This is a genomic window from Streptomyces chengmaiensis (assembly GCF_029846775.1).
In the GTDB taxonomy this organism is placed as follows: domain Bacteria; phylum Actinomycetota; class Actinomycetes; order Streptomycetales; family Streptomycetaceae; genus Streptomyces; species Streptomyces chengmaiensis.
The window spans coordinates 154430-180560 of the sequence record NZ_JARWBG010000008.1 but is presented as its reverse complement, the minus strand read 5'-3'; the positions used below and the strand labels follow the sequence as shown (position 1 = coordinate 180560).

21 protein-coding genes, 1 tRNA gene and 2 pseudogenes are annotated in these 26131 nt (G+C 70.8%); 13 read left to right on the top strand and 11 right to left on the bottom strand.

The window, feature by feature from the left end; translation table 11 throughout:
* Window positions 1-505 (bottom strand): annotated as a pseudogene (locus QCN29_RS10245) (SUKH-4 family immunity protein); the annotation flags it as partial.
* A 7-nt stretch (window positions 506-512) separates the two neighbouring features.
* Window positions 513-1496 carry an SMI1/KNR4 family protein gene (locus QCN29_RS10240; protein WP_279927458.1) on the bottom strand — a complete coding sequence of 328 codons (984 nt, stop codon included), beginning with the start codon at window positions 1494-1496 and terminating at the stop codon, window positions 513-515.
* Between the two features lie 249 nt (window positions 1497-1745).
* Between QCN29_RS10240 and QCN29_RS10235 the strand changes: the two genes are divergently transcribed.
* Both QCN29_RS10235 and QCN29_RS10230 read left to right on the top strand, forming a co-directional pair.
* Window positions 1746-2258, top strand: a complete 513-nt coding sequence (locus QCN29_RS10235; RefSeq protein ID WP_240140177.1) for a YwqJ-related putative deaminase — start codon at window positions 1746-1748, stop codon at window positions 2256-2258.
* 10 nt (window positions 2259-2268) lie between these two features.
* The gene (locus tag QCN29_RS10230) at window positions 2269-2766 is read left to right on the top strand and encodes an SUKH-3 domain-containing protein (protein WP_279927457.1); all 498 of its coding nucleotides are present in this window, start codon (window positions 2269-2271) and stop codon (window positions 2764-2766) included.
* A gap of 285 nt (window positions 2767-3051) precedes the next feature.
* Here the strand turns inward: QCN29_RS10230 and QCN29_RS10225 are convergent, their stop codons facing one another.
* Window positions 3052-4437 (bottom strand): sensor histidine kinase, encoded by a 1386-nt coding sequence (locus QCN29_RS10225; RefSeq protein WP_279927456.1) that lies wholly within the window; start codon window positions 4435-4437, stop codon window positions 3052-3054.
* A 165-nt stretch (window positions 4438-4602) separates the two neighbouring features.
* Here QCN29_RS10225 and QCN29_RS10220 point away from each other — a divergent pair, with 165 nt between their 5' ends.
* The 8 genes from QCN29_RS10220 to QCN29_RS10185 all read left to right on the top strand — a co-directional run bounded on the left by QCN29_RS10220 (window position 4603) and on the right by QCN29_RS10185 (window position 11359).
* Entirely contained in the window at window positions 4603-5484 is an 882-nt protein-coding gene (locus QCN29_RS10220; RefSeq protein WP_279927454.1) for a hypothetical protein, read from the top strand.
* Between the two features lie 7 nt (window positions 5485-5491).
* Window positions 5492-5563: transfer RNA gene (locus QCN29_RS10215), tRNA-Gln, on the top strand.
* Between the two features lie 111 nt (window positions 5564-5674).
* Complete coding sequence (gene glmU, locus QCN29_RS10210; RefSeq protein WP_279927453.1) at window positions 5675-7123, top strand: bifunctional UDP-N-acetylglucosamine diphosphorylase/glucosamine-1-phosphate N-acetyltransferase GlmU; 1449 nt, start codon at window positions 5675-5677, stop codon at window positions 7121-7123.
* 109 nt (window positions 7124-7232) lie between these two features.
* Window positions 7233-8210 carry a ribose-phosphate diphosphokinase gene (locus QCN29_RS10205; RefSeq protein ID WP_279927452.1) on the top strand — a complete coding sequence of 326 codons (978 nt, stop codon included), beginning with the start codon at window positions 7233-7235 and terminating at the stop codon, window positions 8208-8210.
* Between the two features lie 399 nt (window positions 8211-8609).
* The gene (locus QCN29_RS10200; protein WP_279927451.1) at window positions 8610-9200 is read left to right on the top strand and encodes a 50S ribosomal protein L25/general stress protein Ctc; all 591 of its coding nucleotides are present in this window, start codon (window positions 8610-8612) and stop codon (window positions 9198-9200) included.
* Between the two features lie 82 nt (window positions 9201-9282).
* Window positions 9283-9879 (top strand): aminoacyl-tRNA hydrolase, encoded by a 597-nt coding sequence (gene pth / locus QCN29_RS10195; RefSeq protein WP_240140184.1) that lies wholly within the window; start codon window positions 9283-9285, stop codon window positions 9877-9879.
* An 88-nt stretch (window positions 9880-9967) separates the two neighbouring features.
* On the top strand, window positions 9968-10447 hold the full coding sequence (locus tag QCN29_RS10190; protein WP_279927450.1) for a hypothetical protein: 480 nt from the start codon (window positions 9968-9970) through the stop codon (window positions 10445-10447).
* Between the two features lie 195 nt (window positions 10448-10642).
* On the top strand, window positions 10643-11359 hold the full coding sequence (locus QCN29_RS10185; RefSeq protein WP_279927449.1) for an LPXTG cell wall anchor domain-containing protein: 717 nt from the start codon (window positions 10643-10645) through the stop codon (window positions 11357-11359).
* 81 nt (window positions 11360-11440) lie between these two features.
* On the opposite strand, the gene ppc is transcribed toward QCN29_RS10185, so the two are convergent.
* Window positions 11441-14188, bottom strand: a complete 2748-nt coding sequence (ppc, locus tag QCN29_RS10180; RefSeq protein ID WP_279927448.1) for a phosphoenolpyruvate carboxylase — start codon at window positions 14186-14188, stop codon at window positions 11441-11443.
* Between the two features lie 248 nt (window positions 14189-14436).
* Here ppc and QCN29_RS10175 point away from each other — a divergent pair, with 248 nt between their 5' ends.
* Both QCN29_RS10175 and QCN29_RS10170 read left to right on the top strand, forming a co-directional pair.
* Entirely contained in the window at window positions 14437-15474 is a 1038-nt protein-coding gene (locus QCN29_RS10175) for an acyl-CoA desaturase (protein ID WP_279927447.1), read from the top strand.
* Window positions 15471-16142: a TetR/AcrR family transcriptional regulator gene (locus tag QCN29_RS10170; RefSeq protein ID WP_240140113.1), complete on the top strand. Its 672-nt coding sequence runs from the start codon at window positions 15471-15473 to the stop codon at window positions 16140-16142. The genes QCN29_RS10175 and QCN29_RS10170 overlap by 4 nt, the downstream gene beginning before the upstream one ends.
* A 398-nt stretch (window positions 16143-16540) precedes the next feature.
* Here the strand turns inward: QCN29_RS10170 and QCN29_RS10165 are convergent, their stop codons facing one another.
* Window positions 16541-17362, bottom strand: a complete 822-nt coding sequence (locus QCN29_RS10165) for a trans-aconitate 2-methyltransferase (protein WP_279927445.1) — start codon at window positions 17360-17362, stop codon at window positions 16541-16543.
* 132 nt (window positions 17363-17494) lie between these two features.
* Here QCN29_RS10165 and QCN29_RS10160 point away from each other — a divergent pair, with 132 nt between their 5' ends.
* The gene (locus QCN29_RS10160) at window positions 17495-17992 is read left to right on the top strand and encodes a MarR family winged helix-turn-helix transcriptional regulator (RefSeq protein WP_240140115.1); all 498 of its coding nucleotides are present in this window, start codon (window positions 17495-17497) and stop codon (window positions 17990-17992) included.
* Here the strand turns inward: QCN29_RS10160 and QCN29_RS10155 are convergent.
* From QCN29_RS10155 to QCN29_RS10130, 6 genes and pseudogenes are all read right to left on the bottom strand, one after another.
* On the bottom strand, window positions 17951-18850 hold the full coding sequence (locus QCN29_RS10155) for a response regulator transcription factor (protein ID WP_279927444.1): 900 nt from the start codon (window positions 18848-18850) through the stop codon (window positions 17951-17953). The two genes, QCN29_RS10160 and QCN29_RS10155, sit on opposite strands and share 42 nt — an antisense overlap.
* A gap of 349 nt (window positions 18851-19199) precedes the next feature.
* On the bottom strand, window positions 19200-20177 hold the full coding sequence (gene galE, locus QCN29_RS10150; RefSeq protein WP_240140118.1) for a UDP-glucose 4-epimerase GalE: 978 nt from the start codon (window positions 20175-20177) through the stop codon (window positions 19200-19202).
* Window positions 20174-21105, bottom strand: a pseudogene (locus QCN29_RS37070) (galactose-1-phosphate uridylyltransferase). Before QCN29_RS37070 ends, galE begins: the two are co-directional and overlap by 4 nt.
* A gap of 112 nt (window positions 21106-21217) precedes the next feature.
* Complete coding sequence (locus QCN29_RS10140) at window positions 21218-21943, bottom strand: helix-turn-helix transcriptional regulator (RefSeq protein WP_279927442.1); 726 nt, start codon at window positions 21941-21943, stop codon at window positions 21218-21220.
* Between the two features lie 254 nt (window positions 21944-22197).
* On the bottom strand, window positions 22198-24129 hold the full coding sequence (locus QCN29_RS10135) for an outer membrane protein assembly factor BamB family protein (RefSeq protein ID WP_279927441.1): 1932 nt from the start codon (window positions 24127-24129) through the stop codon (window positions 22198-22200).
* 46 nt (window positions 24130-24175) lie between these two features.
* Window positions 24176-26068 (bottom strand): outer membrane protein assembly factor BamB family protein, encoded by a 1893-nt coding sequence (locus QCN29_RS10130; RefSeq protein ID WP_279927439.1) that lies wholly within the window; start codon window positions 26066-26068, stop codon window positions 24176-24178.
* Between the last annotated feature and the right edge of the window lie 63 nt (window positions 26069-26131).

Below are 26131 nucleotides of genomic sequence, written 5' to 3'. Positions count from 1 at the left end.
CGCCCTCGTGCGCGTCCCGCACGCGGGACGGCGCAGCGGCGCCCGGAGCCGCAGCCGCGGGGCCTGCTCCGGCCGGGCCGCCGGCAGGCCCCGCGTCCGCGCCGGACGGCGCGGAACTCGAACCCCCGTCCGGGATGCCCATCCTGTCCGCCGCGTCCTGCAGCCACTCCGGCGGGCTCAGCAGGAACGACGTCTGGTTCAGATCGATCCGCTGCGGCGGCTCCGGAGCGGCCGCAGCCGCCTCCGCCGCCCCGTACTCCTCCTCGTACCGGCGGATGACCTCGCCCACCGGCAGCCCGGGCCACAGCGTGGCCTCCCCGCCGTCCCGCGCGATCACCAACCGCTGCCGGCCGCCGTCCGAGACGGGGCCGCCCTCACGGTCCTCCGCCCACACCACGAAACCCAGCTCGAACTCCCGCACCCGCACCTCCCGGTGCTGGTATGCGGGCACATCGCCGTTGATCCACTCTTCGGCGCGCTCCTGCGCCTGCGCGAACGTCACCATCGGACCGTCACCCCTCGTCCGAGACCGGGACGGCGCGCGCGAAGCCGCCGTCCACCATCAGGTTCGCCACCGTCTGAAGCTCCGGCGGGCTGCCCGCCAGCCGCTGCAGAAAGCCGTCGAAGTCATCGCCGCAGGGCAGCAACAGCCGCTCCACACGCTCTTGCACCGTCCAGCCGTCCTGGTCACGCGCATCGTCGTACGCGCAGAACCACACCGACCCCGTCCCCGAGCCCTTCACCTTCACGGCGATCAGCCCGCCCTGGACGAAGCCGACGCCCAGAAAGTCCTTCGTCAGATGGTCCCGCAGACACTTGTTGACGTACACCAGGTCGTTGACGGCGGCCTCGTCCCGCACCGTGAAGAACGGCTGGTCGACCAGCAGCCCCAACTCCGCGTCCAGCGCCACCCCGGACGGCGCGCAACCGCCCGCCGCCTTCAGGAAGGAACGGTACGCACCAGGCAGCCGGTACCCCAGATCCTCCTCCACGCCCAGCAGTTGCTGCTCGCTCACCGGCAGCGCCCGCTTCGGAAGGGCGAAATGAGCGGGCCGGGTCTCCTGCAGCGGACGCGTCCCGCGCTTGCCCTTGTCCACAGCCGCCGTGGCCAGTCCGCCGTGATGCCGCAGCAGCGCCTTCACCTCGACCGGAACCAGTTCGAGGCGGCGCGTGCCCGGCACGTGATGCCACGTCCAGCCGTGCGGCGTCGCCACCGGCGCGACCATGTCCCACAGCTCGTGCCCTGCCGCGTGCAGCGCCGCGTTCGCCGACACGTAGTCCGTGAGCCGCAACTCGTCCACGCCGAAGCCCTCGGGCGGCTCCGCGATCTCCGCGGCGGCGCGCGCGTACGGCGAGAAATCCGGGTAGCCCTGTTCGTCCACGCGCACACCTCTGGGGTGGCGGGAGGCCCGGACCGGGTCCGGGAAGTGCACAAGCTGCCCGGCATAGGCCGCGTTCGGCGGCGCGGCCCGGCGCCCGAGCCGACCTGTCGTCATGGCGGTAGCCCCCTGCTGCGTCTGGCTGGTTCCGCCACAGCCTAAGCGGTACGGCGACGGCCGCTCCCGGCCCGCCGCTCCCGTCACCGGCAGTCACAGCCGGACGCCCGCACCGGCCGCACAGCGGAATGCGAACGCACCCCCTCAACACGCCCGCCGACACGTATAACCGACCCCGCTTCCACACCAGCCGCCCCATTTGGCAGGCTGTCTAGGCAACTCGGGGGAGTGCGGAGGGGACGAGGCACCATGCACACAGCGCAACAAGACACTTCAGGTGATCCGCGTCTCAGCTGGAGCAGCACCGACACCGGCATACCGCCCGCACTCCACCACCGGCGGGACGGCATCCTCCCCACGGTCGCCGCAGCCCTGTCCGTCCGCGGCCGGACCCTGACCTGCACCGCGGGCAAGGGCGACGAACCGCCCGCACTCCACCCGCTCGTGCAGGACTACCTCGACACCCTCACCAGCGGACAGCGCGAACGCTTCACGGGCCGCTGCCCCGAAGCCATCCTGCTCTCCCGGCATCTGGCCTCGGCGGAGACCCAGCGCTCCAAACGCGCTCAGCGGAAACCCCTTACCCAAGGAGAGGCACGGCGCTCGCTCAAACACGCGAAACTCACCGCACGCCGCATCCGGGAGGACGGCGACCCGCTCCACGGCAGCTACGCCGCACCCTGCCGCTCCTGCGCGGCGCTCCTCGACCACTTCGGCGTACGCCCCGTAGACCCGGCCGCCGCCCTTCCCGAGAACGGCTGAACCCGACCCCATGCCCGACCACCCCAATCTGAGCACCACCCGCTTCCCGGTGGCCGTCGACGCCGCCCTGCGCCAGGCCGGCTGGCAGCCCGGCCGCTGGGACATCAAGCTCGCCGAACACTGGGCCGACGCCCTGCGCGCCCACGCCTCCCCCGCCGGGCACCGGCACTGCGTGTTCCCCGCGGCCGTCGAAGCGTGGGCGGAGTTCGGCGGACTGCGCGTCGTCCCACCGGGACCAGGCCGCCAGACCGCCCCCAGCTCCGTACGCTTCGACCCCCTCGCCGGCCTCCACATGGCCCGTACGCTCTCCGACCTCGGCCGCGCGCTCGGCACCGAACTCGCGCCGCTCGGCGAGGAAGGCAGCCACACGGGCATCCTGGCCATCGACACGGTCGGCCGCGTCTACACCATCGACCACACCGGCGACTGGTACCTCGGCCCCACACTGGACCAGGCCCTGTCCACCATCGTGACCGGGCTGCTCCCCACGCGCCTCACCTCGCCGTAAGCCGCGGCACAGGGCGACGCGGCCCAGCGCGACGCAGGGGCGCGACGCAGCGGGACACAGCGCGGCGCGCCCCAGCGGGACACCGCGGGGTGCAGCACAGCGGGACACCGCGGGGTGCGGCACAGCGGGACACCGCGGGGTGCGGCACAGCGGGACACCGCGGGGTGCGGCACAGCGGGACACCGCGGGGTGCGGCACAGCACAGCGCTCCCTGCACGCACGGCCGGCCCCGGCACGCCGTCCGGCACACCTGCACGACCCCGGCGGCAGGCCGGAGGGCGGCCGTCAGGCCGCGCCCTCACCCACTCCCACCGCCGGCAGCACCGCCGACACCCGGAAACCACCCGCATCCGTCGGCCCCGACACGAACACACCGCCCAGCGCGGTGACCCGCTCCCGCATGCCGACCAGGCCGTTGCCGCCGCTCGGCAGCCCCGCGTCCGCCGCCCCGCCGGACACGTCCGGCGCGCCGTTCTCCACCTGCATGGCCACCTCCGCGTCCCGGTGCGCCAACCGGACCGTCACCCGCGCACCCGCCGCATGCTTGTGGACATTGGTCAACGCCTCCTGCACCACCCGGAACGCGGTCTGCTCCACCTCCGGCGCATACCCCCGCGCCTCCCCGTGCACGGAGAGCTCCACCACCAGCCCCGTCTGCCGGGACTGACCGACCAGGACCTCGATGTCCGCCAGGCACGGCCCGTCGTCCGCAGCCGCCGCGGCAGCGGCCGCAGCAGCAGCCGCGCCCACCGCCGCCAGCGGCGCGGGAGCCTCCGCGGCGACCGCAGCACTCGCGACCGCAGCACTCGCGGCCGCACCGCCCGGCCGGGCCGCAAGAACATCCTCCCCGGACCGCAACACCCCCAGCATCTCCCGCAACTCGGTCAGCGCCTGCCGTCCCATGTCCCCCACCAGCGCGGCGTTCTTCACCGCCTTCTGCGGATCCTTCAGCGCCACCGCCTGCAGCGCGGCCGCATGCACCACCATCAGGCTCACTCGGTGGGCGACGACGTCGTGCATCTCACGCGCGATCCGGGTGCGCTCCTCCTGACGGGCCCACTGCGCACGCTCCTCGGCCCGGTCCGCCAGCAGCGACAGTTCCTGCTCCAGGCTGTCCGCCCGCTCCCGCAGGCTCTCCATCAACCGCCGCCGCGCCCCGATGTAGAGGCCGAACAGCACAGGAGGCGCGGTCAGCCCCAGCGACACCAGCACGGCCATGAGCGGCACATACCAGGGACCCGGGTCAAACTCCGCCGTGTCCACGCCCTGGCGGACGTCCACGAACGTGACGATGAAGGTCGCCGCGAGCTGCGTGCCCGCCAGCAGCGCGATGATCCGCCGGGGCACCTCGGAGGCCGCCAGCGTGTAGAGACCGACGACGCCCAGCAGAAAACCGATCTCCGCCGGGGTGGTCGCGATCGACACCAGCACCACGGCGATCGGCCACCGCCGCCGTACGACCAGCACGGCCCCGACGAGCAGTCCGAACAGCACGCCGAACGGCACCGGCAGCGCCGCCTTCTCGGCGAACCCCACCCCTTCGAGCCCGCATTCCAGAGCTGAGAGCGCCCCCAGCCCCACATCCAGGGCGACGGACCGCCGACGCCCCCACCACAGCCAGGCCCGGTCGGGCGTGCCCGCAGCCTCCTGGTGTGCCCCCGTTGTGGTCATGGCTCCCAGCCTACGGGCGGCCGCGAATGCTTTTCCGGGCAGCTCCGGGGAGGCGGTCAGCACAGTGCGAGGGAGATCACATACGGAACAGACGTTGAACCCTCGATCTAATGAATCGCTCTGATCTTCGAGCCGGACGTCCGCATTCCGGACGACGATCTACCCATGACATCCAGCCACGGCAAATACGCCGACTTCGAAGGCCTGCGCGCCCAGGCGATCACCCTGCGCCGCGAGGGCCTCAGCCGCCGCCAGATCCGCGACCGACTGCACATCGACAACAACGACATCCTGAACCGACTGCTGAAGGGAGAGCCTCCACCGGAGTGGACGAAGCGCCCTAACGCGAAGGACGACCTGCGGGACAAGGCACGGGACTTAAGACTCAAGGGGATGACCTACGACCAGATCCAGCTGGAGCTGGGCTGCTCGAAGAGTTCGATCTCACTGTGGGTGCGGGACCTGCCGAAGCCGCCGCGCCGAGGCCCCTCGGAACAGGCCAAGCTGGCGGCACGCAAACGGTGGGAACACGAGCGGGCGGTCCGCGACGCGGAGCGCCAGGCGACGAAGGAATCGGCGCGCGAGGCGATCGGCCGACTGTCGGACAGGGAGCTCCTTCTACTCGGGGTCGGGCTGTACTGGTCCGAGGGATCGAAGAGCAAGCCCCACCGCTTGGACGAGAGCGTGGTCTTCATCAACAGCGATCCTGACATGATCCACGTCTACCTCAGATGGCTGACCCTGCTTGAGGTGGAGCCCGAGAGGCTGCGCTTCCGTGTCATGATCCACGAGTCTGCGGACGTAGCAGCCGCCGAGAAGTACTGGGCGGACCTCGTGGGCATCGACGTATCCGAACTCTCGAAGACGACGCTGAAGAGGCACAACCCCAAGACCGTCCGACAGAACACGGGACCGGCCTACCGGGGTTGCCTGGTCGTCCGCGTGCTTGGCTGTACCGACCTCTACCGTCGCATCGAGGGATGGTGGTGCGGGATAGTCGAAGCAGCCCACGGGACCAAAGCGGGCAACGCCTCCGGTATGGTCTGACGAGTGATCCGCCGTGGGGTAACGGTAGCCCGCAGGCCTTTGAAGCCTTGTAGTGCTGGTTCGAATCCAGCCGGCGGAGCCCTCTCGTCGGAGCCAGTCCCCCCTCCCCTTCGGGACCCGTCCGCATTTCCCGGATCAAACCCCCCGGTATCCTTCGGATGTCCATCACCCGAAGCCGAAGGGCATTCCCGTGAGCGCCAACCGCCCGGCCGCCGTCGTCGTACTCGCAGCGGGTGAGGGCACCCGCATGAAGTCCAGGACTCCCAAGGTCCTGCACCAGATCTGCGGGCGTTCGCTCGTCGGGCATGTGGTGTCCGCGGCGCGCGAGCTGGAGCCCGAGGAGCTCGTCGTGGTCGTCGGGCATGCGCGCGAGCAGGTCCAGGGGCATCTCGCCGAGCACTACGCCGGAACCGGAACCGCCTTCCAGGCCGAGCAGAACGGCACGGGTCACGCCGTGCGGATGGCGCTCGAGGAGCTGGGGCGGACGCCCGAGGGGACCGTCGTGGTCGTGTGCGGCGACACCCCGCTGCTGTCCGGCGCGACGCTGGGCGCGCTCGCCGAGGCGCACGCCTGTGACGGAAACGCCGTGACCGTGCTGACTGCCGAGGTGCCGGACGCCACGGGGTACGGGCGCATCGTGCGCGACCCCGCGACCGGCGCGGTGACCGCGATCGTGGAGCACAAGGACGCGACCGAGGAGCAGCGGGCGGTCCGGGAGATCAATTCCGGGGTGTTCGCGTTCGACGGGCGGCTGCTGGCGGACGCGCTGGGGAAGGTGAGCACGGACAACAGCCAGGGTGAGGAGTACCTCACCGATGTGCTGGGGATTCTTCGCGAGGCCGGGCACCGGGTGGGGGCGTCCCTGGCGGGCGACCACCGGGAGATCCTGGGGATCAACAACCGCGTGCAGCTCGCGGAGGCACGCCGGCTGTTCAATGAGCGGCTTCTGCACGAGGCGATGCTGGCGGGGGTCACGGTGGTGGACCCGGCGTCGGTGCAGCTCGATGTCACGGTGACGTTCGAGCAGGACGCGGTGGTGCACCCGGGGACGCAGTTGCTGGGGTCCACGCATCTGGCGGAGGGCGCCGAGGTGGGGCCGAACACTCGGCTGAAGGACACCTCGGTGGGTGCGGGTGCACGCGTGGACAACACGGTGTCGGACGGCGCGGTGATCGGCGAGGGGGCCTTGGTGGGTCCGTTCGCGTATCTGCGGCCGGGCACCCGGCTGGGTGTGCGCTCAAAGGCGGGCGCCTATGTCGAGATGAAGAACGCGTCGATCGGCGAGGGCACGAAGGTGCCGCATCTGTCGTATGTGGGCGACGCGACGATCGGCGAATACTCGAATATCGGTGCGGCCAGCGTCTTTGTGAATTACGACGGTCAGGCCAAGCACCACACGACGATCGGTTCGCACTGCCGTACCGGTTCGGACAACATGTTTGTGGCCCCTGTCACGGTCGGGGACGGGGCGTACACCGCCGCGGGTTCCGTGATCACAAAGGATGTGCCGCCGGGGTCGCTGGCCGTCGCCCGTGGCCAGCAGCGGAATATCGAGGGCTGGGTGGCCCGTAAGCGGCCGGGCAGCGCTGCCGCCGAGGCGGCGGCCGCGGCAACGGAACGGGTCAGCGACGGGAACTGACCGGAAACAGGTGCGCCGATCTCGGCGTACCGTGATACGTGCACACTATTTCGGCTGGCTCGCGCCGAGGACTCTCGCGGCCAGGGATCACGTCTGAGGAGACAGTGCTGTGACCGGGATCAAGACGACCGGCGAGAAGAAGTTGATGCTCTTCTCCGGCCGCGCCCACCCCGAGCTGGCCGAGGAGGTTGCGCACCAGCTGGGCGTCGGCCTCGTGCCGACCAAGGCCTTCGACTTCGCCAACGGCGAGATCTACGTCCGGTTCCAGGAGTCCGCGCGTGGTGCGGACTGCTTCCTGATGCAGAGCCACACGGCGCCCATCAATAAGTGGATCATGGAGCAGCTGATCATGATCGATGCTCTGAAGCGGGCCTCCGCGCGGAGCATCACCGTGATCATCCCTTCCTACGGCTACGCCCGTCAGGACAAGAAGCACCGCGGCCGTGAGCCGATCTCGGCGCGGCTCGTCGCGGATCTGCTGAAGTGCTCGGGTGCGGACCGGATCCTCACGGTGGATCTGCACACGGACCAGATCCAGGGCTTCTTCGACGGCCCGGTGGACCACCTGTCCGCGCTTCCGGTGCTCGCCGACTACGTGGGCGCGAAGGTCGACCGGGACAAGCTGACGGTGGTCTCGCCGGACGCGGGCCGCGTCCGGGTGGCGGACCGCTGGTGCGACCGGCTGGACGCCCCGCTGGCGATCGTGCACAAGCGCCGTGACAAGGACGTGGCCAACCAGGTGACGGTGCACGAGGTCGTCGGTGAGGTCGAGGGCCGGGTGTGTGTGCTGGTCGACGACATGATCGACACGGGTGGCACGATCTGCGCCGCGGCGGAGGCGCTGTTCGCACACGGCGCGGAGGACGTGATCGTGACGGCGACGCACGGCATCCTGTCCGGGCCGGCCGCTGACCGGTTGAAGAACTCCAAGGTCAGCGAGTTCGTGCTGACGAACACCCTGCCGACGCCGGGCGAGCTGGAGCTGGACAAGATCACCGTCCTGTCGATCGCTCCGACGATCGCCCGCGCGGTGCGCGAGGTGTTCGAGGACGGCTCGGTGACCAGCCTCTTCGAGGAGCAGGCGTGATCGCCGTCCGCGTCTGATCGCCTTCTGCGTCTGACAGAACTGACAGAGCAGGCAGAGCGAGAAGGGCCGTTTCGGGCGGGTGCGCCTGGGACGGCCCTTCGCCGTTTCGGGCTGCCGCGGCCCGTAACGTGTCCGCCCGCGGTGCGTCCGCCGGGCAGCGCCTCCGCCCGCGGTGCGGGCCTCTGGCCGGGCGGCGTCCCGGGGCCGGCAGGGCGCCCGGGCAGAGGCGGCCCGTTGATCGACTTTGGGTGCCGTTCGGGGCGCGGGTAGACTGGCGAGGTTGCTCGGCGAGGGAGGCCGCATCCTGATCGGTGCGGCGGTCCGTTATCGACGCGCTCTTCGTAGCAGGCCAGTCGTGGCCGGGTGACCGCCACCAGTCTCTGTATACGAGGAGTGCTTATGTCCGAGGTGAAGCTCACCGCCCAGCTCCGTACCGAGTTCGGCAAGGGCGCTGCCCGCCGTGTCCGCCGCGAGGACAAGGTTCCCGGCGTGCTGTACGGCCACGGCTCCCAGCCGCTGCACATCAAGCTCGAAGGCCACGCCCTGATGATGGCTCTGAAGACCCCGAACGTCCTGATCAGCCTGGACATCGAGGGCAAGCAGGAGCTGGCGATCCCGAAGGACGTGCAGCGCGACCCGCTGAAGGGCTTCCTGGAGCACGTCGACCTGCTGCTGGTCAAGCGCGGCGAGAAGGTCACGGTCGAGGTCCCGGTCCACGCCGAGGGCGAGCTGGCCCCGGGCGGCAACCTGCTGGAGCACGTGCTGAACGCGCTGCCGGTCGACGCCGAGGCCACCCACATCCCCGAGTCGGTCTCCGTCTCCGTCGAGGGTCTGGAGGCCGGCGCCTCCGTCCTCGCCAAGGACATCACGCTGCCGAACGGCGTGAGCCTGGCCGTCGAGGAGGACGCGGTGGTCCTGCAGGTCCTGGCCGCGCAGGCCGAGGAGCCGGCCGCGGGCGAGGGCGAGGGCGAAGAGGCCGCCGAGGCCTGAGCCGTACGCTCTGCTTGACGGGGTGGCGGGCTGCGGCCCACCACCCCGTTCCCTTTGCGACCTGAGGAGATGTGAGAGGCAGATGACGACGGACGCAGCCGCCCCGTGGCTGATCGTGGGGCTCGGCAATCCGGGTCCCGGCTATGCGGGCAACCGCCACAATGTGGGCTTCATGGTCGTCGACCTGCTCGCCGAGCGCATCGGCGGCTCCTTCAAGCGGGCGCAGAAGGCACAGGCTCAGGTGCTGGAGGGCCGGATCGGCGCTCCCGGCCCCGCGAGCCGTCGGGTGGTCCTTGCCAAGCCCATGTCGTACATGAATCTGTCCGGCGGACCGGTCACGGCGCTGCGGGACTTCTACAAGCTGCCGACGGCGAACATCGTGGCCGTCCACGACGAGTTGGACATCGACTACGGCACGCTGCGGCTGAAGCTGGGCGGCGGCGACAACGGCCACAACGGTCTGAAGTCGTTGACGAAGGCGATGGGGCCCGACTACCACCGGCTGCGGTTCGGGATCGGCCGTCCGCCGGGGCGTATGCAGGTGGCGGACTTTGTGCTGAAGGACTTCTCGTCGGCGGAGCGCAAGGAGTTGGACTACTTCGTGGACCGCGCGGCCGACGGGGTGGAGTCTCTGGTGTCGGAGGGGCTGGAGCGGGCGCAGAGCGCATACAACTCGTGACCGGCGACGCGTACAACTGGTGACAACTCCGGTCAAGCCGTCGGCGGAGTTTGACCCAACGCGGTCGGGTGTCCAAGGATCGCGCCCCATGAAGCGTGCACGTGCCTCGAAACGGAATGATGCGCTCCTGTACGCCCAGCGGGCGGCGATGGGTTTGGTCGCCGCGCTGCTGCTGGCAGCCGGCTTCTGGTCGTCGTGGAGCACGGCACAGCATGTGATCCTGTCCAAGGGCCGCGAGCACGGCACGCTCACCGTCACCGGCTGCTCCACGGACGTCTGCACGGGCCGGTACGCCCCGGACGACCCGGCGACGCCCCGGGACAGGGTCACCATCGAGAAGTCGGTGGCCGTGGACAAGGGAGCGGTGCTGTCCGTGGTGTTGAAGCCGGGCACGGCCGAGGCGGTCCGCACGGGCCCCGCCGGTACGCTGCACGCCTGGCTGCCGCTCGCGGGGGCGCTGGTGCTGGCCGCACTGGTCATCGGCGGCGGCCTGCGGATGACGCGTACGGCATGGGCGGCGGGGGCCGTGGGCGGGGTGCTGCTCGTGGGCACGTTCTTCGCGCTCTGATCCGCCCCTCACTCCCCCAACTCACCCTCCGGCCCGCTCTCCGGACCCAATCGTTACCGGCGATCCGCTCCCCGAACCGGGGCATGGCACACATCAGATGACTTTTGCCCCTTGACCGGAAACACGCGGTGGCTGGATGCTGAGCCGCCACCTCCCACGGCACACGCATATCCACCTGCCACAGAGGTATCCCTCATGCCCACTTTCCGGACCCGTTGGGCCGTTGCCGCTGCCGTCCCCACGGCCGCGGCTCTGCTGTTCGCCTCACCTGCCTACGCCACCAACGGCGACAACGGCACCGTCAAGATCCACAACGCCGAGACCGGCGAGGAACTCCGCAAGAACGAGCCCAAGGTGTGCGAGTTCTACCTGGACGCGTTCGGCTTTGACGCGGCCCAGAAGGTCGACTGGAAGATCAAGTCCTGGGCCGCCAACGGCGGTGAGAAGGGCGAGGTCGTGCTGTCCGGCGAGCTGACGCTCGACGAGGCGGGCCACGGCCGGACCGACGACATGAACCTCCCCGACGGACAGTACAAGCTGTTCTGGAACTGGGAGGGCGAGAAGGGCAAGGCCAAGCACAAGGTCTTCAAGACCAGGTGCGAGGACGACACCCCGGGCGACGACGAGACGCAGACCACCGAGCCCTCGCCGAGCGAGACCCCCAGCGAGACGCCCGACGAGACGCCGTCCGCCACGCCGTCGGAGACCGCCTCCGAGACGCCGTCGGCCACCCCGTCCGAGACCGCCTCCCCCGCCGCCTCCATGCCCGCCGAGGAGGGCGGCAGCAGTGACGGCAACCTGGCGGAGACCGGCGCCGGCACTCCGCTTCTCGCCCTGTCCGCCGTGGCTGCGGCCCTCGTCGCGGGCGGCGGCTTCCTGGTGCTGCGCCGCCGCAAGGCCGCACAGGGCTGACCCTCCGGGACGACAAGCGAAAAGGGGCGCCCCCGTGCCGTAGGAGTACGGCACGGGGGCGCCCCCATGTCCCCGGCGGCGTCAGCCGGTGTTGCGCAGGCCCGCCGCGACGCCGTTGACCGTCAGCAGCAGTGCCCGCGACAGCAGGGGGTCGGGCTCCTCGCCCCGCTCGGCGGCGCTGCGCTGGCGGTGCAGCAGCGAGACCTGGAGGTAGGAGATCGGGTCGAGGTAGGCGTCGCGGATGGCGAAGGTCTGCTGGAGGACCGGGTTGGTGTCCAGCAGCTTCTCGCCGCCCGTCACCTTCAGCACCTCGCTGACGGTGAGGGAGTGCTCGGCCTCGATGGTGTCGAAGACGTGCTTGAGGTTGTCGGGCACCAGCGTGTCGACGTAGTGGCGGGCGATCCGCAGATCGGTCTTGGCGAGCGTCATCTCGACGTTCGCCAGGAAGTTGCGGAAGAAGTGCCACTGCTCGTGCATCTCTCCGAGCACCCCGTCGAGTCCCGCCTCCCGCAGGGCCTTCAGCCCCGACCCGACGCCGAACCAGCCGGGCACGATCTGCCGGGACTGCGTCCAGCCGAACACCCACGGGATGGCCCGCAGCCCGTCCAGGCCCGCCCCGCTGTCCGGGCGGCGCGAGGGCCGCGAGCCCAGGTGCAGCTCGGCGAGCTGGTCGACCGGGGTGGAGGCGAAGAAGTACGCGGGCAGGTCCGGGTCCTCGACCAGCCGCCGGTATGCGGCGTGGGCGGCGTCCGAGGCGGTGTCCATGGCCGCGTCCCAGCGGGCGAGCGCCTCGTCTGACTGGCGCGGCGCGGTGTGCAGCGCGGACGCCTGGAGGGTGGCGGCGACGGTCAGCTCCAGGTTCTCCCTGGCCAGGGAGGGGATCAGATACTTGTCGGAGATGACCTCGCCCTGCTCGGTCACCTTGATCTCGCCCTCCAGCGTGCCCCAGGGCTGCGCGAGGATCGCGTCGTGCGTGGGGCCGCCGCCGCGGCCGACGGTGCCGCCGCGGCCGTGGAAGAGCCGCAGCCGCACACCGTACCGGTGGGCGACGTCCCGCAGCCGGCGCTGGGCCCGGTGGATCTCCCACTGGCTGGTGGTGATGCCGCCGAACTTGGAGGAGTCGGAGTAGCCGAGCATGACCTCCTGCACATCGCCGCGCAGGGAGACGAGCCTCCGGTAGGAGGGGTCGGCGAGCATCCCGTCGAGGATGACGTCCGCGGCGCGCAGCTCGTCGGTGGTCTCCAGCAGCGGCACGATGCCGATCTTCGCCCAGCCGGCGTGCAGATCGATCAGCCCGGCCTCGCGGGCCAGCACGGCGGCGGCGAAGACGTCGTCCGCGCCCTGGCACATGGAGATGATGTACGACTCGATGACCTCCGGGCCGAACCGCTCGAAGGCCTCCTTGACGGTGTGGAAGACGCCGAGGGTCTTGGCGCCTGCGGCGTCCAGCGGCGCGGGGGTGGGGGCCAGCGGGCGGCGCGAGCGGAGCTCCTTGGCGAGCAGCCTCTGCCGGTACTCGCGCGGCATGTCCGCGTATCGCCAGGACTCCTCGCCGAGCCGGTCGAAGAGCTGCCCCAGCGCGTGGTGGTGGGCGTCGGCGTGCTCGCGGACGTCCATGGTGGCCAGCTGGAGGCCGAAGGCCGCGAGGGTGCGGATGGTGCGGTCCAGCCGGCCGTCGGCGAGCAGCCCGCCGCGGTGCTCGCGCAGCGACGTCTGGATCAGGGTGAGGTCGTGCAGCAGCTCGGCGGTGCCCAGGTAGTCGCGGCCAGGCTCGTGGACGGTGCCCCTGGCGAGCCGCTCGCGGGTGTTGACGAGCTTCTGCCGGACGCAGGTGGCCTTCAGCCGGTACGGCTCCTCGGCGTTGAGCCGCTTGTAGCGGGGGCTGATCTCGGGGAGCCGCTCCAGGTCGCTCTGCAGCGAGCTGAGCAGCTCCTCGGTGGCCCCGGCGTAGCGGATGGAGTTGGACAGCAGCCCGCGCAGCTCGTCGGTCATCTCGATGGCGTCGGTGATGCCGTGCTCGTGCTGGAGGATCAGCACGTCCCAGGTCACCTGGGGGGTGACGTTGGGGTTGCCGTCGCGGTCGCCGCCGATCCAGGTGCCGAAGGTGAGCGGGCGGGTGCCGGGCGGCAGCTCGACGCCGACGCGCTCCAGCTCGGCGGCGAGGTCCTCCAGGACGTCGCCCACGGCGCCCGCGTGCAGCTCGTCCAGGTAGTAGATGGCGTTGCGGGCCTCGTCCGCGGGCTCCGGGCGGACCACGCGCAGCTCGTCGGTCTGCCAGATCAGGTCGATGTTCTCGGCCAGCCGCAGATCGTGGCGGCGGCGGTCGGCGGCGTTGGTCGGCTCCTCCAGCAGCTCGGCGATGCGCCGGAGCTTGTTGAGGACGGAGCGGCGGGCGGCCTCGGTGGGGTGGGCCGTGAAGACGGGTCGTACGTTCAGATGCTTGACGGTCTCCCGCAGATGGTCGGGGTCGGCGTCCTTGAGCCGGTCCGCTGTGCGGGCGAGGAGTCCGCCCTCGGCGGCGCGGCGGCGGCGCATTTCATGGCCGCGGTGCACCTGCTCGGTGACGTTGGCGAGGTGGAAGTAGGTGGAGAAGGCGCGCACCAGCTTGGCGGCGGTCTCCAGGCCGGTGTCGCCCAGCAGCGCTGCGGCTGCTTCGCCGTCCTCCCGGGTCAGATGGCGGACCCGTTCCACGAGCTCGAGCAGCTCGTGCCCTTCCTGGCGGACGAGTGTCTCGCCCAGCAGGTCGCCCAGTCGGCGGATGTCGGCGCGCAGTCCGGCGTCGACAGCGGGGGTCTCGGAGGCGGCGGAGGTCTGGTCGGCACTGCTCACAGGTGCGGCTCCTTGCAGTGTTCTAGCACGTCTGGAGGGGTACTGGAGGCTTGCGGACCGCGCTGTCCGACGTCACCCAGGATAGGTGTCCATTTCCCCGACGTTATCCACAGGTCTCTTGCCCGCGTCCTGCGCGCTGACATACTTACGACGGCGTAGGTTACGGAACCGTAGCCAGGACACCCGTATGTCTCTCGGGTGTCTTGCGCCCCGTCCCCCGCCCGTTCGCACCCCACAGGGGATTCTTCATGACGACAAGTCCCGAGCTGCTGGACGACGCCTCGAAGCCTCCGTCGGCCGCCGCCGCGCCACCGAGCGGCGGCACACCCCTCCCCACCGCCACCCTGGGTGGGGACAGCAAACGCTCCATCGAGCAGATCGCTCTGCTGCTCTTCATCACCGTGCCCTTTCTGGCCCTGGTCGCGGCGGTGCCGCTGGCCTGGGGCTGGGGGGTGAGCTGGCTGGATCTGGGCCTGCTGACGGCGATGTACTTCATCGGCTGCCACGGCATCACGATCGGCTTCCACCGCTATTTCACCCATGGCTCCTTCAAGGCGAAGCGGCCGCTGCGGATCGTTCTGGCGATCGCGGGGTCGCTGGCGGTGGAGGGCCCGCTGGTGAGGTGGGTGGCCGATCACCGCAAGCACCACAAGTTCTCGGACGCGGAGGGCGACCCGCACTCCCCGTGGCGGTTCGGCGAGACGGTGCCGGCGCTGCTGAAGGGGCTGTGGTGGGCGCACATCGGCTGGATGTTCGACGAGGAGCAGACGCCGCAGCAGAAGTACGCACCGGACCTGATCAAGGACCCGGCGATCCGGCGGATCTCGCGTGACTTCGTCTTCTGGACGGTGCTGTCCCTGGCGATCCCGCCGCTGGTCGGCGGTCTGGTCACGATGTCGTGGTGGGGCGCGTTCACGGCGTTCTTCTGGGGGTCGCTGGTGCGGGTGGCGCTGCTGCACCATGTGACCTGGTCGATCAATTCGATCTGCCATGCGGTCGGCAAGCGTCCGTTCAAGTCGCGGGACCGCTCGGGCAACGTGTGGTGGCTTGCGGTGCTGTCGTGCGGCGAGTCCTGGCACAACCTGCACCACGCGGACCCGACCAGCGCCCGGCACGGGGTGCTGAGGGGCCAGGTGGACTCCAGCGCCCGGCTGATCCGCTGGTTCGAGAAGTTCGGCTGGGCGTACGACGTGCGCTGGCCCGACGCCTCACGGATCGACTCGCGACGCGTCGAGGCCCCCGCCGGGCAAGCCCGGGGCAGGAGCGAGGCCGCCGACGCGGCATGATGGAGGACGTGGCGATCGACGGCAGTACCAGCAGCGAGAAGCCCCGGCGGGGGCGCAGGGTCCGGATGACGGGCGCGGAGCGCCGTGAGCAGCTGCTGGACATCGGCCGCACGCTCTTTGCGGAGAAGGGCTTCGAGGGCACGTCGGTGGAGGAGATCGCCGCGAAGGCGGGCGTCTCCAAACCGGTGGTGTATGAGCACTTCGGCGGCAAGGAGGGGCTGTACGCGGTCGTGGTGGACCGGGAGATGCGCCAGCTGCTGGACATGGTGACGGGGGCGCTGACGGCCGGGCATCCGCGGGAGCTGCTGGAGCAGGCGGCGTTCGCGCTGCTGGACTACATCGAGACGTACACCGACGGCTTCCGCATCCTGGTCCGCGACTCGCCGGTCGCCCAGTCGACGGGCACGTTCGCCTCGCTGATCAGCGATATCGCCACGCAGGTCGAGGACATCCTGGGCCTGGAGTTCAAGGCCAGGGGATTTGACCCCAAGCTGGCCCCGCTGTACGCCCAGGCGCTGGTGGGCATGGTGGCCCTGACGGGTCAGTGGTGGCTGGACGTCCGCCGTCCGAGGAAGGCGGAGGTGGCGGCGCACCTGGTGAATCTGGCGTGGCACGGCCTGGACGGCCTGGAGCAGAAGCCGCGTCTGATAGGCCACCGCAAGAACTGAATCCGGGGTCTCCGCCCCCGGCCCCCGCGCCTCAATCTCCCCCAGCTACCTCCCCCAGACTCCTCCCCCAGACTTCGTCCGGGGGTGCCCCCACGGAGGTGCCACCAGGGGTACCACCACGGAGGTACCCCCAGGCAAGACTGGATGAGGCACTTCGTCCTCAATCGCCGGGCGGGCTGGATTTTTCAGCCCGCCCGGCGATTGAGGACCGGGGGTCCGGGGGCAGAGCCCCCGAAAGCGCGGGCCCGCGGGTGCCCCTGGTGACGAAAGACCACCGGCGCCAGACCACCGGCGCCCCGCCGCGCTCGTATGGGCGGCGGGGCGCCTCTTATGTCCTCACCGGCTGCGGGGCCGCCGGCCTCGGCGGCGGATATGGCCGCGGCGGCTAAGCCGGCCAATCAGGCCGCCTTCCGCGCGATCGCGAAAACACGGCGGAAGGGGAACACCGTGCCGTGCGGGCCCGGCGGATACGCCTTGCGGAGCAGATCGCGGTACTGCGCGAGGAATTCCGCCTCCGCCGCCGGGTCGTCGGCCAGTTCGGTGAGCACGGGCCGCAGGGCGGTGCCCTTGACCCAGTCCAGCACCGGGTCCTCACCGGTGAGGAGCTGGAGGTATGTGGTCTCCCACACGTCCGTCTCACAGCCCAGGTCGGCCAGCCGCATCAGATACTCCGCCGGCTCCAGGATGTGGACATAGCGCCGCCCGTGGCCGCTGAGGCGGGCCCGCCACTGCGGGGCCTCGCAGAGCTCGCCGAGCAGCGCATGGCTGGGCGAGGTGAAGTTGCCCGGCACCTGGAAGGCGAGCGTGCCGCCGGGGGTGAGCCCGTCGATCCAGTCGGAGAAGGATTCGGGGTGGTTCGGCACCCACTGCAGTGCGGCGTTGGAAATGATCAGGTCATAGGGCTCGTCTGGTCTCCAGTGGGCGGCGTCGGCGGGCCTGAAGTCCATCCAGCCGCCGCCGGCCGTGGTGCCCGCCTGCTCCTTGTCGGCCAGTGCGAGCATTTCCGGCGACAGGTCGAAGCCGGTGATGTGCGCGGCGGGCCAGCGTTCGGCGAGCAGCGCGGTGACGTTGCCGGGGCCGCAGCCGACATCGGCTATACGTGCCGGCTTGCCCTGGTCGGGCAGTTCTCCTACCCGGGCAAGGAGATCCAGGAACGGCCGGGTCCGATGACCGGCGTGGCGAAGGTACTGATAGGGATCCCAGATCGGGACGGAATGCATGTTCGAGCCCCCTTGCAGGAACGGGCCTGCCGAAGCGGAATAAGGTTCCGGCCCGACCATGCCCATGCCGAGACTGGAATATATCTTGACTTCAAGAGACTTCATGTCGACAGACCCTCTACACTGATCGATATGGAGGACGAGGTCGATCGACTGGTCGCAGCATGGCGCCGTGAGCGCCCCGACCTCGACGTGGAACCGCTCGAGGTGCTCAGCCGCGTCTCCAGGCTGGCCCGCCATCTCGACCGGGCCCGCCGTCTCGCCTTCTCCGAGCACCAGCTCGAGCCCTGGGAGTTCGATGTGCTCACCTCGCTGCGGCGGGCAGGCGCCCCCTATCAGCTGTCCCCCGGCCAACTGCTCACCCAGACCCTGGTGACCTCGGGCACGATGACCAACCGCATCGACAGGCTGGCCAAGAAGGGCCTGGTGGAGCGGCTGCCGGACCCCAGTGACCGGCGCGGGGTGCTGGTCCGCCTCACCCCCGAGGGCCGGGACCGCGCAGATCAGGCGCTGGCCGGCCTGCTCGCCCAGGAGCGGGCGATCCTGGCCCAGCTGTCGCATGCCCAGCGCGGGGAACTGGCGGATCTGCTACGCCAGCTGACCGCCCCGTTCGACAACATCCCCGGCTAGGTCGGCGGGGCCGACCCCCGCCCTGCGCGCCAGCGCGACCGCCGCGAGCGTGGAGTGCACACCGAGCTTCCCCAGCACGTTCTGCATATGCGTACGGACGGTATGAGGCGAAAGGAAAAGGCGCTCGGCGACGGCCTTGCGCCCCAGTCCCGCGACCATGCAACGCAGCACCTCCCGCTCGCGCGGCGTGAGCGACTCCACGAGCCGTTCACTCTCCGTGCGGTGCTTGCGCGCCGCGGTCAGCTCACGCAGAACGCCGGTGAGCAGCGCCGGCGCGACATAGGTCTCATCACGCAACACCCCGCGGATCACGGCGAGGAGCCGCTGCAGCGAGCAGTCCTTGGCGACCCAGCCGGAGGCGCCGGCCTGGAGTGCGAGGGCGGCACGCCGCGGGTCGTCCTTCTCCGCGAGCACCACGGCACGCACCCCGCCCTGGCCCGAGCGGACGCCCGCGACCAGGGAGATGCCGTCGACGGCCCCCTCCAGGGCTTTCGCGCCCGCCGTGCCGTTCTCCGGCGGGGGAGGAGAGTGCGGGGCAGAGTGCGCGGCGGAAGCCGTACGCGCGCCCGGCACGCTGGGGACCCCCTGGACGCTCCCCCGTGCGCCCTGCGCCGTGCGGGCGGCCCCCTGCCCGCCGCCCGGCCCGGCCCCCGGGGCGGTCAGCGCGCCCAGATCGGCGTCGACGAGCAGGACGTCAAACCTGCGCCCCTCCGCGGCCGCCCGCTCCAGACAGCGCATCGCCGCCGGGCCGCTGCCCGCGGCCGCCACGTCGACATCGGGCTCCGCCGCGAGAGCCGCCGCGAGCGACTCGGCGAAGATGCGGTGGTCGTCCACCACCAGCACACGGATACGAACCACAGACACCCCCAGTGTCGGAGGATGGAACAACTCGGGTACGACGCCCGGGTCATGGGGTGGCACAGCGCTCGCTCGGCATCCGCCGTGCTGTTGCTGATACCCCGCCCCGGGCCTCGTACCCGGCTGTCTCGCCCCCTGATCGACACCGGCCCCCACCGGTGCTGAGCATCAGCGTACGGACGAGGGCCCACACGGGAAGGGTCTTTGCAGAACTGACTGGCCAGGGTGTTTTCCGTGTGCCTGGTGTTCACGGGGAGGCGGAAGACGACAGAGATCGACAATCCGCCAGGCCGGAATCGATCACTCCGAGAATGGCCGGACCGGATCGCCGCCCACACCCCCTCCTCCATCAGACGTCGTCCCCCTCGCGGGCGATCCGGCGGGCGAAGTCCCAGGCGTCGGAGACGATCCCGGCCAGGTCCGCACGGCTGGGCCGCCAGCCGAGCCGCTGCTGGGCGAGGGCGGCGGAGGCGACGAGGACGGCCGGGTCGCCCGGCCGGCGGGCGGCGGTGACCTCGGGGACGGGATGCCCGGTGACCTTGCGGACGGTCTCGACGACCTCCCGCACCGAAAAGCCGTTGCCGTTGCCGAGGTTGCAGATCAGGTGCTCGCCGGGCGCGGCGGCGTCGAGTGCCAGCAGATGCGCTTCGGCGAGGTCGGCGACATGGATGTAGTCGCGGACGCAGGTGCCGTCGGGGGTCGGGTAGTCGTTCCCGTACACCGAGATCGCCTCTCGCCTGCCGAGGGCGACCTGGAGGACGAGCGGGATGAGGTGCGACTCCGGGTCGTGGCGCTCGCCGCAGCCGCCGTACGCACCCGCCACGTTGAAGTACCGCAGGGAGACCGCGGCCAGCCCGTGGGCCGCCGCCTCCCCGCCGATCATATGGTCGACGGCGAGCTTGGACGCGCCGTAGGGGCTGGTGGGCGCGGTGGGGTCGGTCTCGGCGATCGGCGTCGAGACGGGCTCTCCGTAGGTCGCCGCGGTGGAGGAGAAGACCAGGGTCCGCACCCCCGCCGACCGCATGGCCGCCAGCAGTTCCATCGTCCCGCCGACGTTGTTCGCCCAGTACTTCCCGGGCTTGGCGACGGACTCCCCGACCTGCGAGAAGGCGGCGAAGTGCAGCACCCCGTCATAGGAGGGGTCGAGGTGCCGGGCCGCGTCCTGGACACGGCCCTCGACGAACCGGGCCCCGTCCGGGACGCCCTCGCGGAAGCCGGTGGAGAGGTCGTCGAGGACGGTCACCGTGTGCCCGGCTTCCAGCAGGTGCTGCGCCACCACGCTGCCGACATAGCCCGCGCCACCGGTGACCAGGTACTTCTTGCTCACTTGCTCGCTACCTCTCGCAGTCGATGGGCCGCGGTCTCGGGCGGCACGTCATTGATGAACACGCTCATACCGGATTCGGAACCCGCGAGGAACTTCAGCTTGCCGGAAGCGCGGCGGACGGTGAAAAGCTCGAGATGGAGTCCGAACTCCCGTCTGTCCACGGCCTCCTTGTTTGCCGCCTCCTCGTTTGCCGCCTCCCTGTTCCCCGCCTCCCTGTTCCCCGCCTCCCTGTTCGCGGCGCCGCCGTCCGGACCGGCGACGGGGGCCTGGTGCCAGGCGGCGACAAACGGCCCGTCTGACCGCCGCTCCGGAGGCGCAGAGAACTCCGGCGCTTCGCGCCTCCGGGCCAAGGATGCGCATCACCTCCGCCCTAAAGAACGGAGCACTGCGCAAGATCAGAGGTAGATCTGGCCGTGGGGGTGGCCGAGCGTCACCCCGATCTCCGCACCCCGGTTCTCGAAGCAGAAGACCTGCTCGACGTGCGGGAGGGCGGCGAGTTCCGCCGTGCGGTCGGTCCATGCGGCGAGCACGAGGCCCGCGCGTTCCTCGGTGAGGGAGGCGAAGGAGGCGTCGTGGTCGGGGGTGAAGCAGACGACCTCGCAGCGGCCCGCGTCCCTGCTCAGGGAGGGGAAGCGGTTTTCGAAGACGACGACCTCGTAGTCCGGGGCGGGTATCTCGGTGAGGCGGCCGTCGCGGGACGGGCACAGGGGGCACTCGTCCGCGGGCGGATGGCAGGTGCGGTCCTGCCGGTGGGAGGCGATGGCGACGGCGTCGCCGAGCAGGGGATCGAGGCGGACGGCCGTGGTGGGGGCCGCGGTGGCCTTGGGTCGAGCCGCCGGCGGTCGCGCCGGTCGCGTACGGCGCCGTCCGCGGAGTCGTAGTACAGCAGTTCGCGGCCGCCGGCGAGCCTGGTAGACGTCTTCTTCACCGTGGAAGCCCCTTGTCCGCACGTCTGCGTCGTCCCCGGACAGTCGAACACAAGGAGTCACGTGGACGCATGCCCAAGACGCAGGCTCAAGACGCAGGCTCAAGACGCAGGCTCAAGGCGCAGGCTCAGCGGGGGAGCCAGGCTCCCGGCCTGCCGGCGCTGGGGAGGGCGCGGCGGCAGGTGCGCGGTCCAGCAGGCCGGTGCGGGCGGCGAGCGCCGCGGCCTCCAGCCGCGAGCCGACGCCCAGCTTCATCAGCACCCGCTGCACATGGGTGCGGGCGGTGCTGGGCGCGATGCCCATGCCCGCCGCGATCAGCCGGGTGTCCTCGCCCTCTGCGACCCTGACCAGCACCTCGACCTCGCGCGGGGTCAGCATCCGCAGCAGCCGCTGCCCCTCGTCGTCGGGCTGGGCGGCCGGGTTGAGCAGTTCGGCGAAGGCCCCCTGGAGCAGTTGCGGGGCGACCACCGCCTCACCGGCCCGTGCCTTGACCATGGCGCGCTCGACGCCCTCGATGCGTTCGTCATGGCGGACATACCCGGAGGCCCCGGCGGCGAAGGCCGCGGCGATCCCCCGGGGGCTGGGCACCGGTCCGAGGACCACGACCGCGACCTGGGGGCGCTCCCTCTTGATCCGTACGATCGGATCAAAGGCGCCGGGCTCCGCGGGCGTGGCGGTGCCCAGCAGACACACTTCGGGTGAGCGGCTCACCACCAACTCGGCCGCTCCGGCGGCGGGTGCGGCCGCCGCGAGCACGCGGTGCCCGCGCAGCTTCAGGGCCGAGGCGAGCGCCTCGGCGAGCAGACGGTGATCGTCGACCACCATGAGCCGCACGCCCATAGAGAGAAACCCCCATCCCCGCCGGACCCGGCCTGGCCCCCCGGCCCTCCTGCCCTGCGTCCTGTCTGCCCCTGCCTCCTGACCCGGCAACGTACACGCTTGTTCGACGTCGCGCGCCCCTAACTCGGCAGAAGCCCCCCAGAATGCCGAATTCTTCGTGAAACAGGGCTACTTAACGGGCGGAAGCGGGTAAAGGTGTGGCCCGACGCAGGGAGCGCCGGGCCACATGCCTGCCCACTCAGCAGGCGGAACAGTCAGTTATTCGTGGTGAAGACGACGGCGAGGTACCGCTTTCCGGAGGAGGACGAAGTGGACAGCCGGTCCGCGGAGACGTAGAAGGTGCCGTTCCGGTACAGGTACTCGGTGCCGTTGACCGAGCGGCTGGTCTCCGCCTCACGGATCGTCCTGTCCGCGGGGTTCTCCAGCAGCACGGTCTGCTTGAACGTCGCCCCGTCGATGCTGACGATCTGTCCGCCCTTGTTGTACGGGGGGTACTTGTAGGCGATCAGGTTTCCGCCGTCCATGCGCAGCGGGTAGAGCGTGTACTTGGGGCCCGCGTCGGCTCGGTCGGCGGTCGCCTTCCCGGTGGCGAGGTCGAACGAGACGATCTCGTTGGTGCGGCCGTAGTCCTCGCCCGGCGCGTCGTGCTCCTCGGTCGGCAGATAGATCCTGTCGTTGCCGACGGCGACGAACTGGCAGCCTTCGACGCCGTCGCTCGCCGAACAGCGCGCCAGGTACTTGTCACCGGGCGCCACGATCTTGGCGCGCAGCTTGCCGGTCTTGCCGTCGATGGAGAAGAAGTCGGAGATGCCGAAGGTTCCGGTGTCGCCGACGTCGGCGGCGACGACCAGCGGGTCGCTGGAGACGATGCGCGCGTCGTCGACTCCGGCGGGCAGGTCGTACGACCACTGGGGGCTGCCGTCCGGCTTCAGCATCTGGATGCTGACCTGGGAGTCGTCGTAGGAGCCGCATCGGCGCACCGCGACCAGCGCGGGGCCGCCGCCGTAGCCGATGTCACGGCACTGGTTGGTGTCGACCTTCGGCTTCCACAGCACCTTGCCCGAGTCGAGGTCGAAGGCCGCGCCGCCGGACAGGTCCCCGGCCGCGACGATCTTTCCGCTGAGCGTGACCTCGGAGAACCGTGCCTTCTCGTCACCGGAGGAACCGCCGGTGACGGACTTGCTCCACAGCAGCTTGCCGGTGCTGAGGTCGATCACGCCGATCTCGGTGCACTGCTGGTAGTTCTTCGGCGGGGTCCGCTTCTCGGCCTCGAAGGCGATCGCGGTCTTGTTGTCCTCGGTGACATGGCGGGAGGCGGCGCAGATCTGTCCGGGCAGCGGCAGCTTCCACAGCTCGTTGCCCTTGGCGGGGTCGTAGGCCGAGATCGACTCGACGCCCGGCTTGATGAACGCCTTGTCCGTGACCCAGGAGCCCACGACGTCGGTGAGGTCCTTGATCTCGGGCTGGGGCAGCTGGAACGCCACCTTGGCGGCCGTGCTGTCGGGGGCCTTCTCCTTGCCGGGGCCGTCGGGGGCGTTGCCCCCGCCGTCCTCTCCGCCGCCCTTGGCGCCGCCGTCGGCGCTGTTCTCGGCCTCGTCCTTCTTGCCGCCGCCTGCGTCGTCCTTGAGCAGCGAGTAGGCGACGCCGCTGCCGATGATCAGCACGATGGCGACGGCCGCCGCGATGATGATCTGGACCTGGGCGCTGAGCTTCCTGCCGCCGCCGGGCCCTGCGGGGCTGCCGGACCCGGCCGGCTGGGGCGGCATCGGCTGGGTGGGATAGCCGTAGCCGTACGGCGCCTGGCCGGGCGGCTGCCCCGGCACCTGGCCCTGGCCGGGTGCCTGGGGGTAGCCGTAGCCGGCGGGCTGGCCGGGGGCCTGGGGGTAGCCGTAGCCGGCGGGCTGGGCGGGCGGCTGCCCCGGCGCCTGCGGAAAGCCGTAGCCGGGCGCGCCCGCAGGCGGACCCGCGGGCGGAGTCCCCGGGGCCTGCGGCGGGTTCTGCGGAGGCGCGCCCTGCCCAGGCGGAGGCGTCGTCTGCGGCGCGCCCTGCGGCGGGCCCGCGGGCGGCTGCGGAGCCCCGCTCGCGGGAGCCGGAGGAGCCGGGGGGTGGTTCGGGGGGCCGCTCGGAGGGTTCTGAGGGGTTCCGAAGCCCCCCTGCGGCGGTTGCTGGCTGGGCGGCTGAGTCATGGCCTGCTTACCTCTGGTGACATGGAGAACGGACGGGGGGAGCAGGTCAGTTGCCGAAGGCCATCATGGTCTTCGTCTCCTTCTCCTCTTCGTCGTTCCTTGCGCTGACCCGCCCGCTCGCGATGAAGAACCGGCCGTCCGCGTACGCCATCTTGGGCGAGTAGAAGTTGTTCTCGATCTTCGCCGTGGACGTCGGGTGCTGGAGCAGCACCTTCGGGTCGCCGCCGCTCGCTTCGATCGCGGCGACCGCGCCGCCGCGGTCCCAGGAGGCGGGCATATAGGCGATGACCTTGCCGCCGTCCGTCTTCAGCACCGTCATCGTGCGCTCCGGTCCGGCCTTGGAACGCCACTTGGCCTTGCCGGTGTTCAGGTCAAAGGCGACGACCTCGTTCGTGCCGCGGGTGAGCTTGGTCGGCTTGGTCGACATATAGAACGTCGAGGCGTCGGCGGCGACGCCGGTGCAGCCCTCGAGGTTCTGGCCGAAGACGACGAAGGAGCCGCCGCAGCGGACGTCGTACTCATCCCCGCCGCCGTCGATCTGCGAGCGCAGCTTGCCGTTGTCGTCGAGCGCGATGACGGACCACTTCTTGTCCTCGCGGTGGGTGACGGAGACGACGAGCGGGCTGACCGAGTAGACCTTGTTGACCTCCCAGCCCTTGGGGGTGTTGTACGTCCACTTGGGCTTCCCGGTGGCCGGGTCGACGCTCTGGACCTGCTGCTGGGGCACCTTGTAGTCGCTGGTCTTGCAGCTGGCGGCGGCGATCAGCTTGGGGCCGCCGGCGAACGCGTAGGGCTTGCAGCCGTCGGACGGCTTGTCCCACAGCTTCTTGCCGTCGGCCAACGAGAAGCCGTACGAGGCGCCCGTGCCGACCGCGGTGACCGTGTTGCCGCTGATGGCCAGCGTGAAGTCGGAGAACGAGAAGAAGCCGGTGCTCTTCGGGATGTCGGCCGTCCAGCCCTTCTTGCCCGTCTTCAGGTCGATCATCTGGAGCTTGTTGCACTTGGCCTTCTCGCCGAGCGAGTCGTTCACCGCGATGACGATCTTGCCGTCGTCGGAGGTCTTCACCGGCGCGGCGCACAGCTCGGTGTCGAACGGCACGCTCCACTTCTTCTTGCCGTCGGCAGCCGAGTAGCCGGCGACCTCGCGGTACATGCCCTTGGCGACCGTGTCGCCGACGGTCCACAGGCCGTACACGTCCGCGCCGTTGCGCGGCAGGTCGACATCGTTCTTGGTCAGGAACAGGACCTTGGCCTCGCCGTCCTGGCGGCCGGCGTTGAGGTCGTCGTCCGCCTCACGGCCGGTGCCCTCGCCATCGCCCTCGTCGACGGCGTCGTCCGAGCCGCTGGGCTTCGCGGCGTCGTCGGACTTGCCGGCGACCGGCTTGTCGTCCTTGGCGTCGTCGCCGCCGCTGACCACGAAGTAGGCGCCCGCGCCGACGACGAGCAGCGCGGCGACGGCCGCGGCGATGAGGACGGCGGGCTTGCCCCTGAGGAACCCGCCCTTGCCCGAGCCGGGCGGAGTGGGTGCGCCGGGGTACTGCGGCTGGGTCGGGTAGCCGCCGTAGGGTCCCGGCTGCTGGCCGTAAGGGCCCGGCTGCTGGTACGGGCCGGGCGGCTGCTGGGCGTACGGGCCGGGGGCCTGGGGGTAGCCGTAGCCGGCGGGCTGGGCGGGCGGCTGGCCCGGCGCCTGCGGATAACCGTAGCCGGGCGGGCCCGCGGGCGGAGTCCCTGGAGCCTGCGGCGGGTTCTGCGGAGGCGCGCCCTGCCCAGGCGGCGGCGTCTGCGGCGGGCCCTGCGGAAGCGGCGGCGTCTGCGGCGGGCCCGCGGGCGGCGGACCGGCGGGCGGCTGGCCCGCCGACGGCTGCGGAGCCCCGCTCGGGGGGTCCTGAGGGGCTCCGAAGCCCCCCTGCGGCGGTTGCTGGTTGGGCGGCTGAGTCACAGCCCCTCCCCCTTCGTACGGATCCGCTGGCCGACCGGCCTCCCCCGCTGTTCCGGCGAGCGG

Excerpts from the sequence above, each read along its gene's own strand:
- pth (WP_240140184.1), top strand. The coding sequence starts at position 9,283 with ATGACGACGGACGCAGCCGCCCCGTGGCTGATCGTGGGGCTCGGCAAT.
- QCN29_RS10170 (WP_240140113.1), top strand. The coding sequence starts at position 15,471 with ATGATGGAGGACGTGGCGATCGACGGCAGTACCAGCAGCGAGAAGCCC.
- QCN29_RS10240 (WP_279927458.1), bottom strand. The coding sequence starts at position 1,496 with ATGACGACAGGTCGGCTCGGGCGCCGGGCCGCGCCGCCGAACGCGGCC.
- QCN29_RS10225 (WP_279927456.1), bottom strand. The coding sequence starts at position 4,437 with ATGACCACAACGGGGGCACACCAGGAGGCTGCGGGCACGCCCGACCGG.
- QCN29_RS10135 (WP_279927441.1), bottom strand. The coding sequence starts at position 24,129 with ATGACTCAGCCGCCCAGCCAGCAACCGCCGCAGGGGGGCTTCGGAACC.
- QCN29_RS10235 (WP_240140177.1), top strand. The coding sequence starts at position 1,746 with ATGCACACAGCGCAACAAGACACTTCAGGTGATCCGCGTCTCAGCTGG.
- QCN29_RS10220 (WP_279927454.1), top strand. The coding sequence starts at position 4,603 with ATGACATCCAGCCACGGCAAATACGCCGACTTCGAAGGCCTGCGCGCC.
- QCN29_RS10175 (WP_279927447.1), top strand. The coding sequence starts at position 14,437 with ATGACGACAAGTCCCGAGCTGCTGGACGACGCCTCGAAGCCTCCGTCG.
- QCN29_RS10230 (WP_279927457.1), top strand. The coding sequence starts at position 2,269 with ATGCCCGACCACCCCAATCTGAGCACCACCCGCTTCCCGGTGGCCGTC.
- QCN29_RS10140 (WP_279927442.1), bottom strand. The coding sequence starts at position 21,943 with ATGGGCGTGCGGCTCATGGTGGTCGACGATCACCGTCTGCTCGCCGAG.
- QCN29_RS10200 (WP_279927451.1), top strand. The coding sequence starts at position 8,610 with ATGTCCGAGGTGAAGCTCACCGCCCAGCTCCGTACCGAGTTCGGCAAG.
- QCN29_RS10165 (WP_279927445.1), bottom strand. The coding sequence starts at position 17,362 with ATGCATTCCGTCCCGATCTGGGATCCCTATCAGTACCTTCGCCACGCC.
- QCN29_RS10160 (WP_240140115.1), top strand. The coding sequence starts at position 17,495 with ATGGAGGACGAGGTCGATCGACTGGTCGCAGCATGGCGCCGTGAGCGC.
- QCN29_RS10190 (WP_279927450.1), top strand. The coding sequence starts at position 9,968 with ATGAAGCGTGCACGTGCCTCGAAACGGAATGATGCGCTCCTGTACGCC.
- QCN29_RS10185 (WP_279927449.1), top strand. The coding sequence starts at position 10,643 with ATGCCCACTTTCCGGACCCGTTGGGCCGTTGCCGCTGCCGTCCCCACG.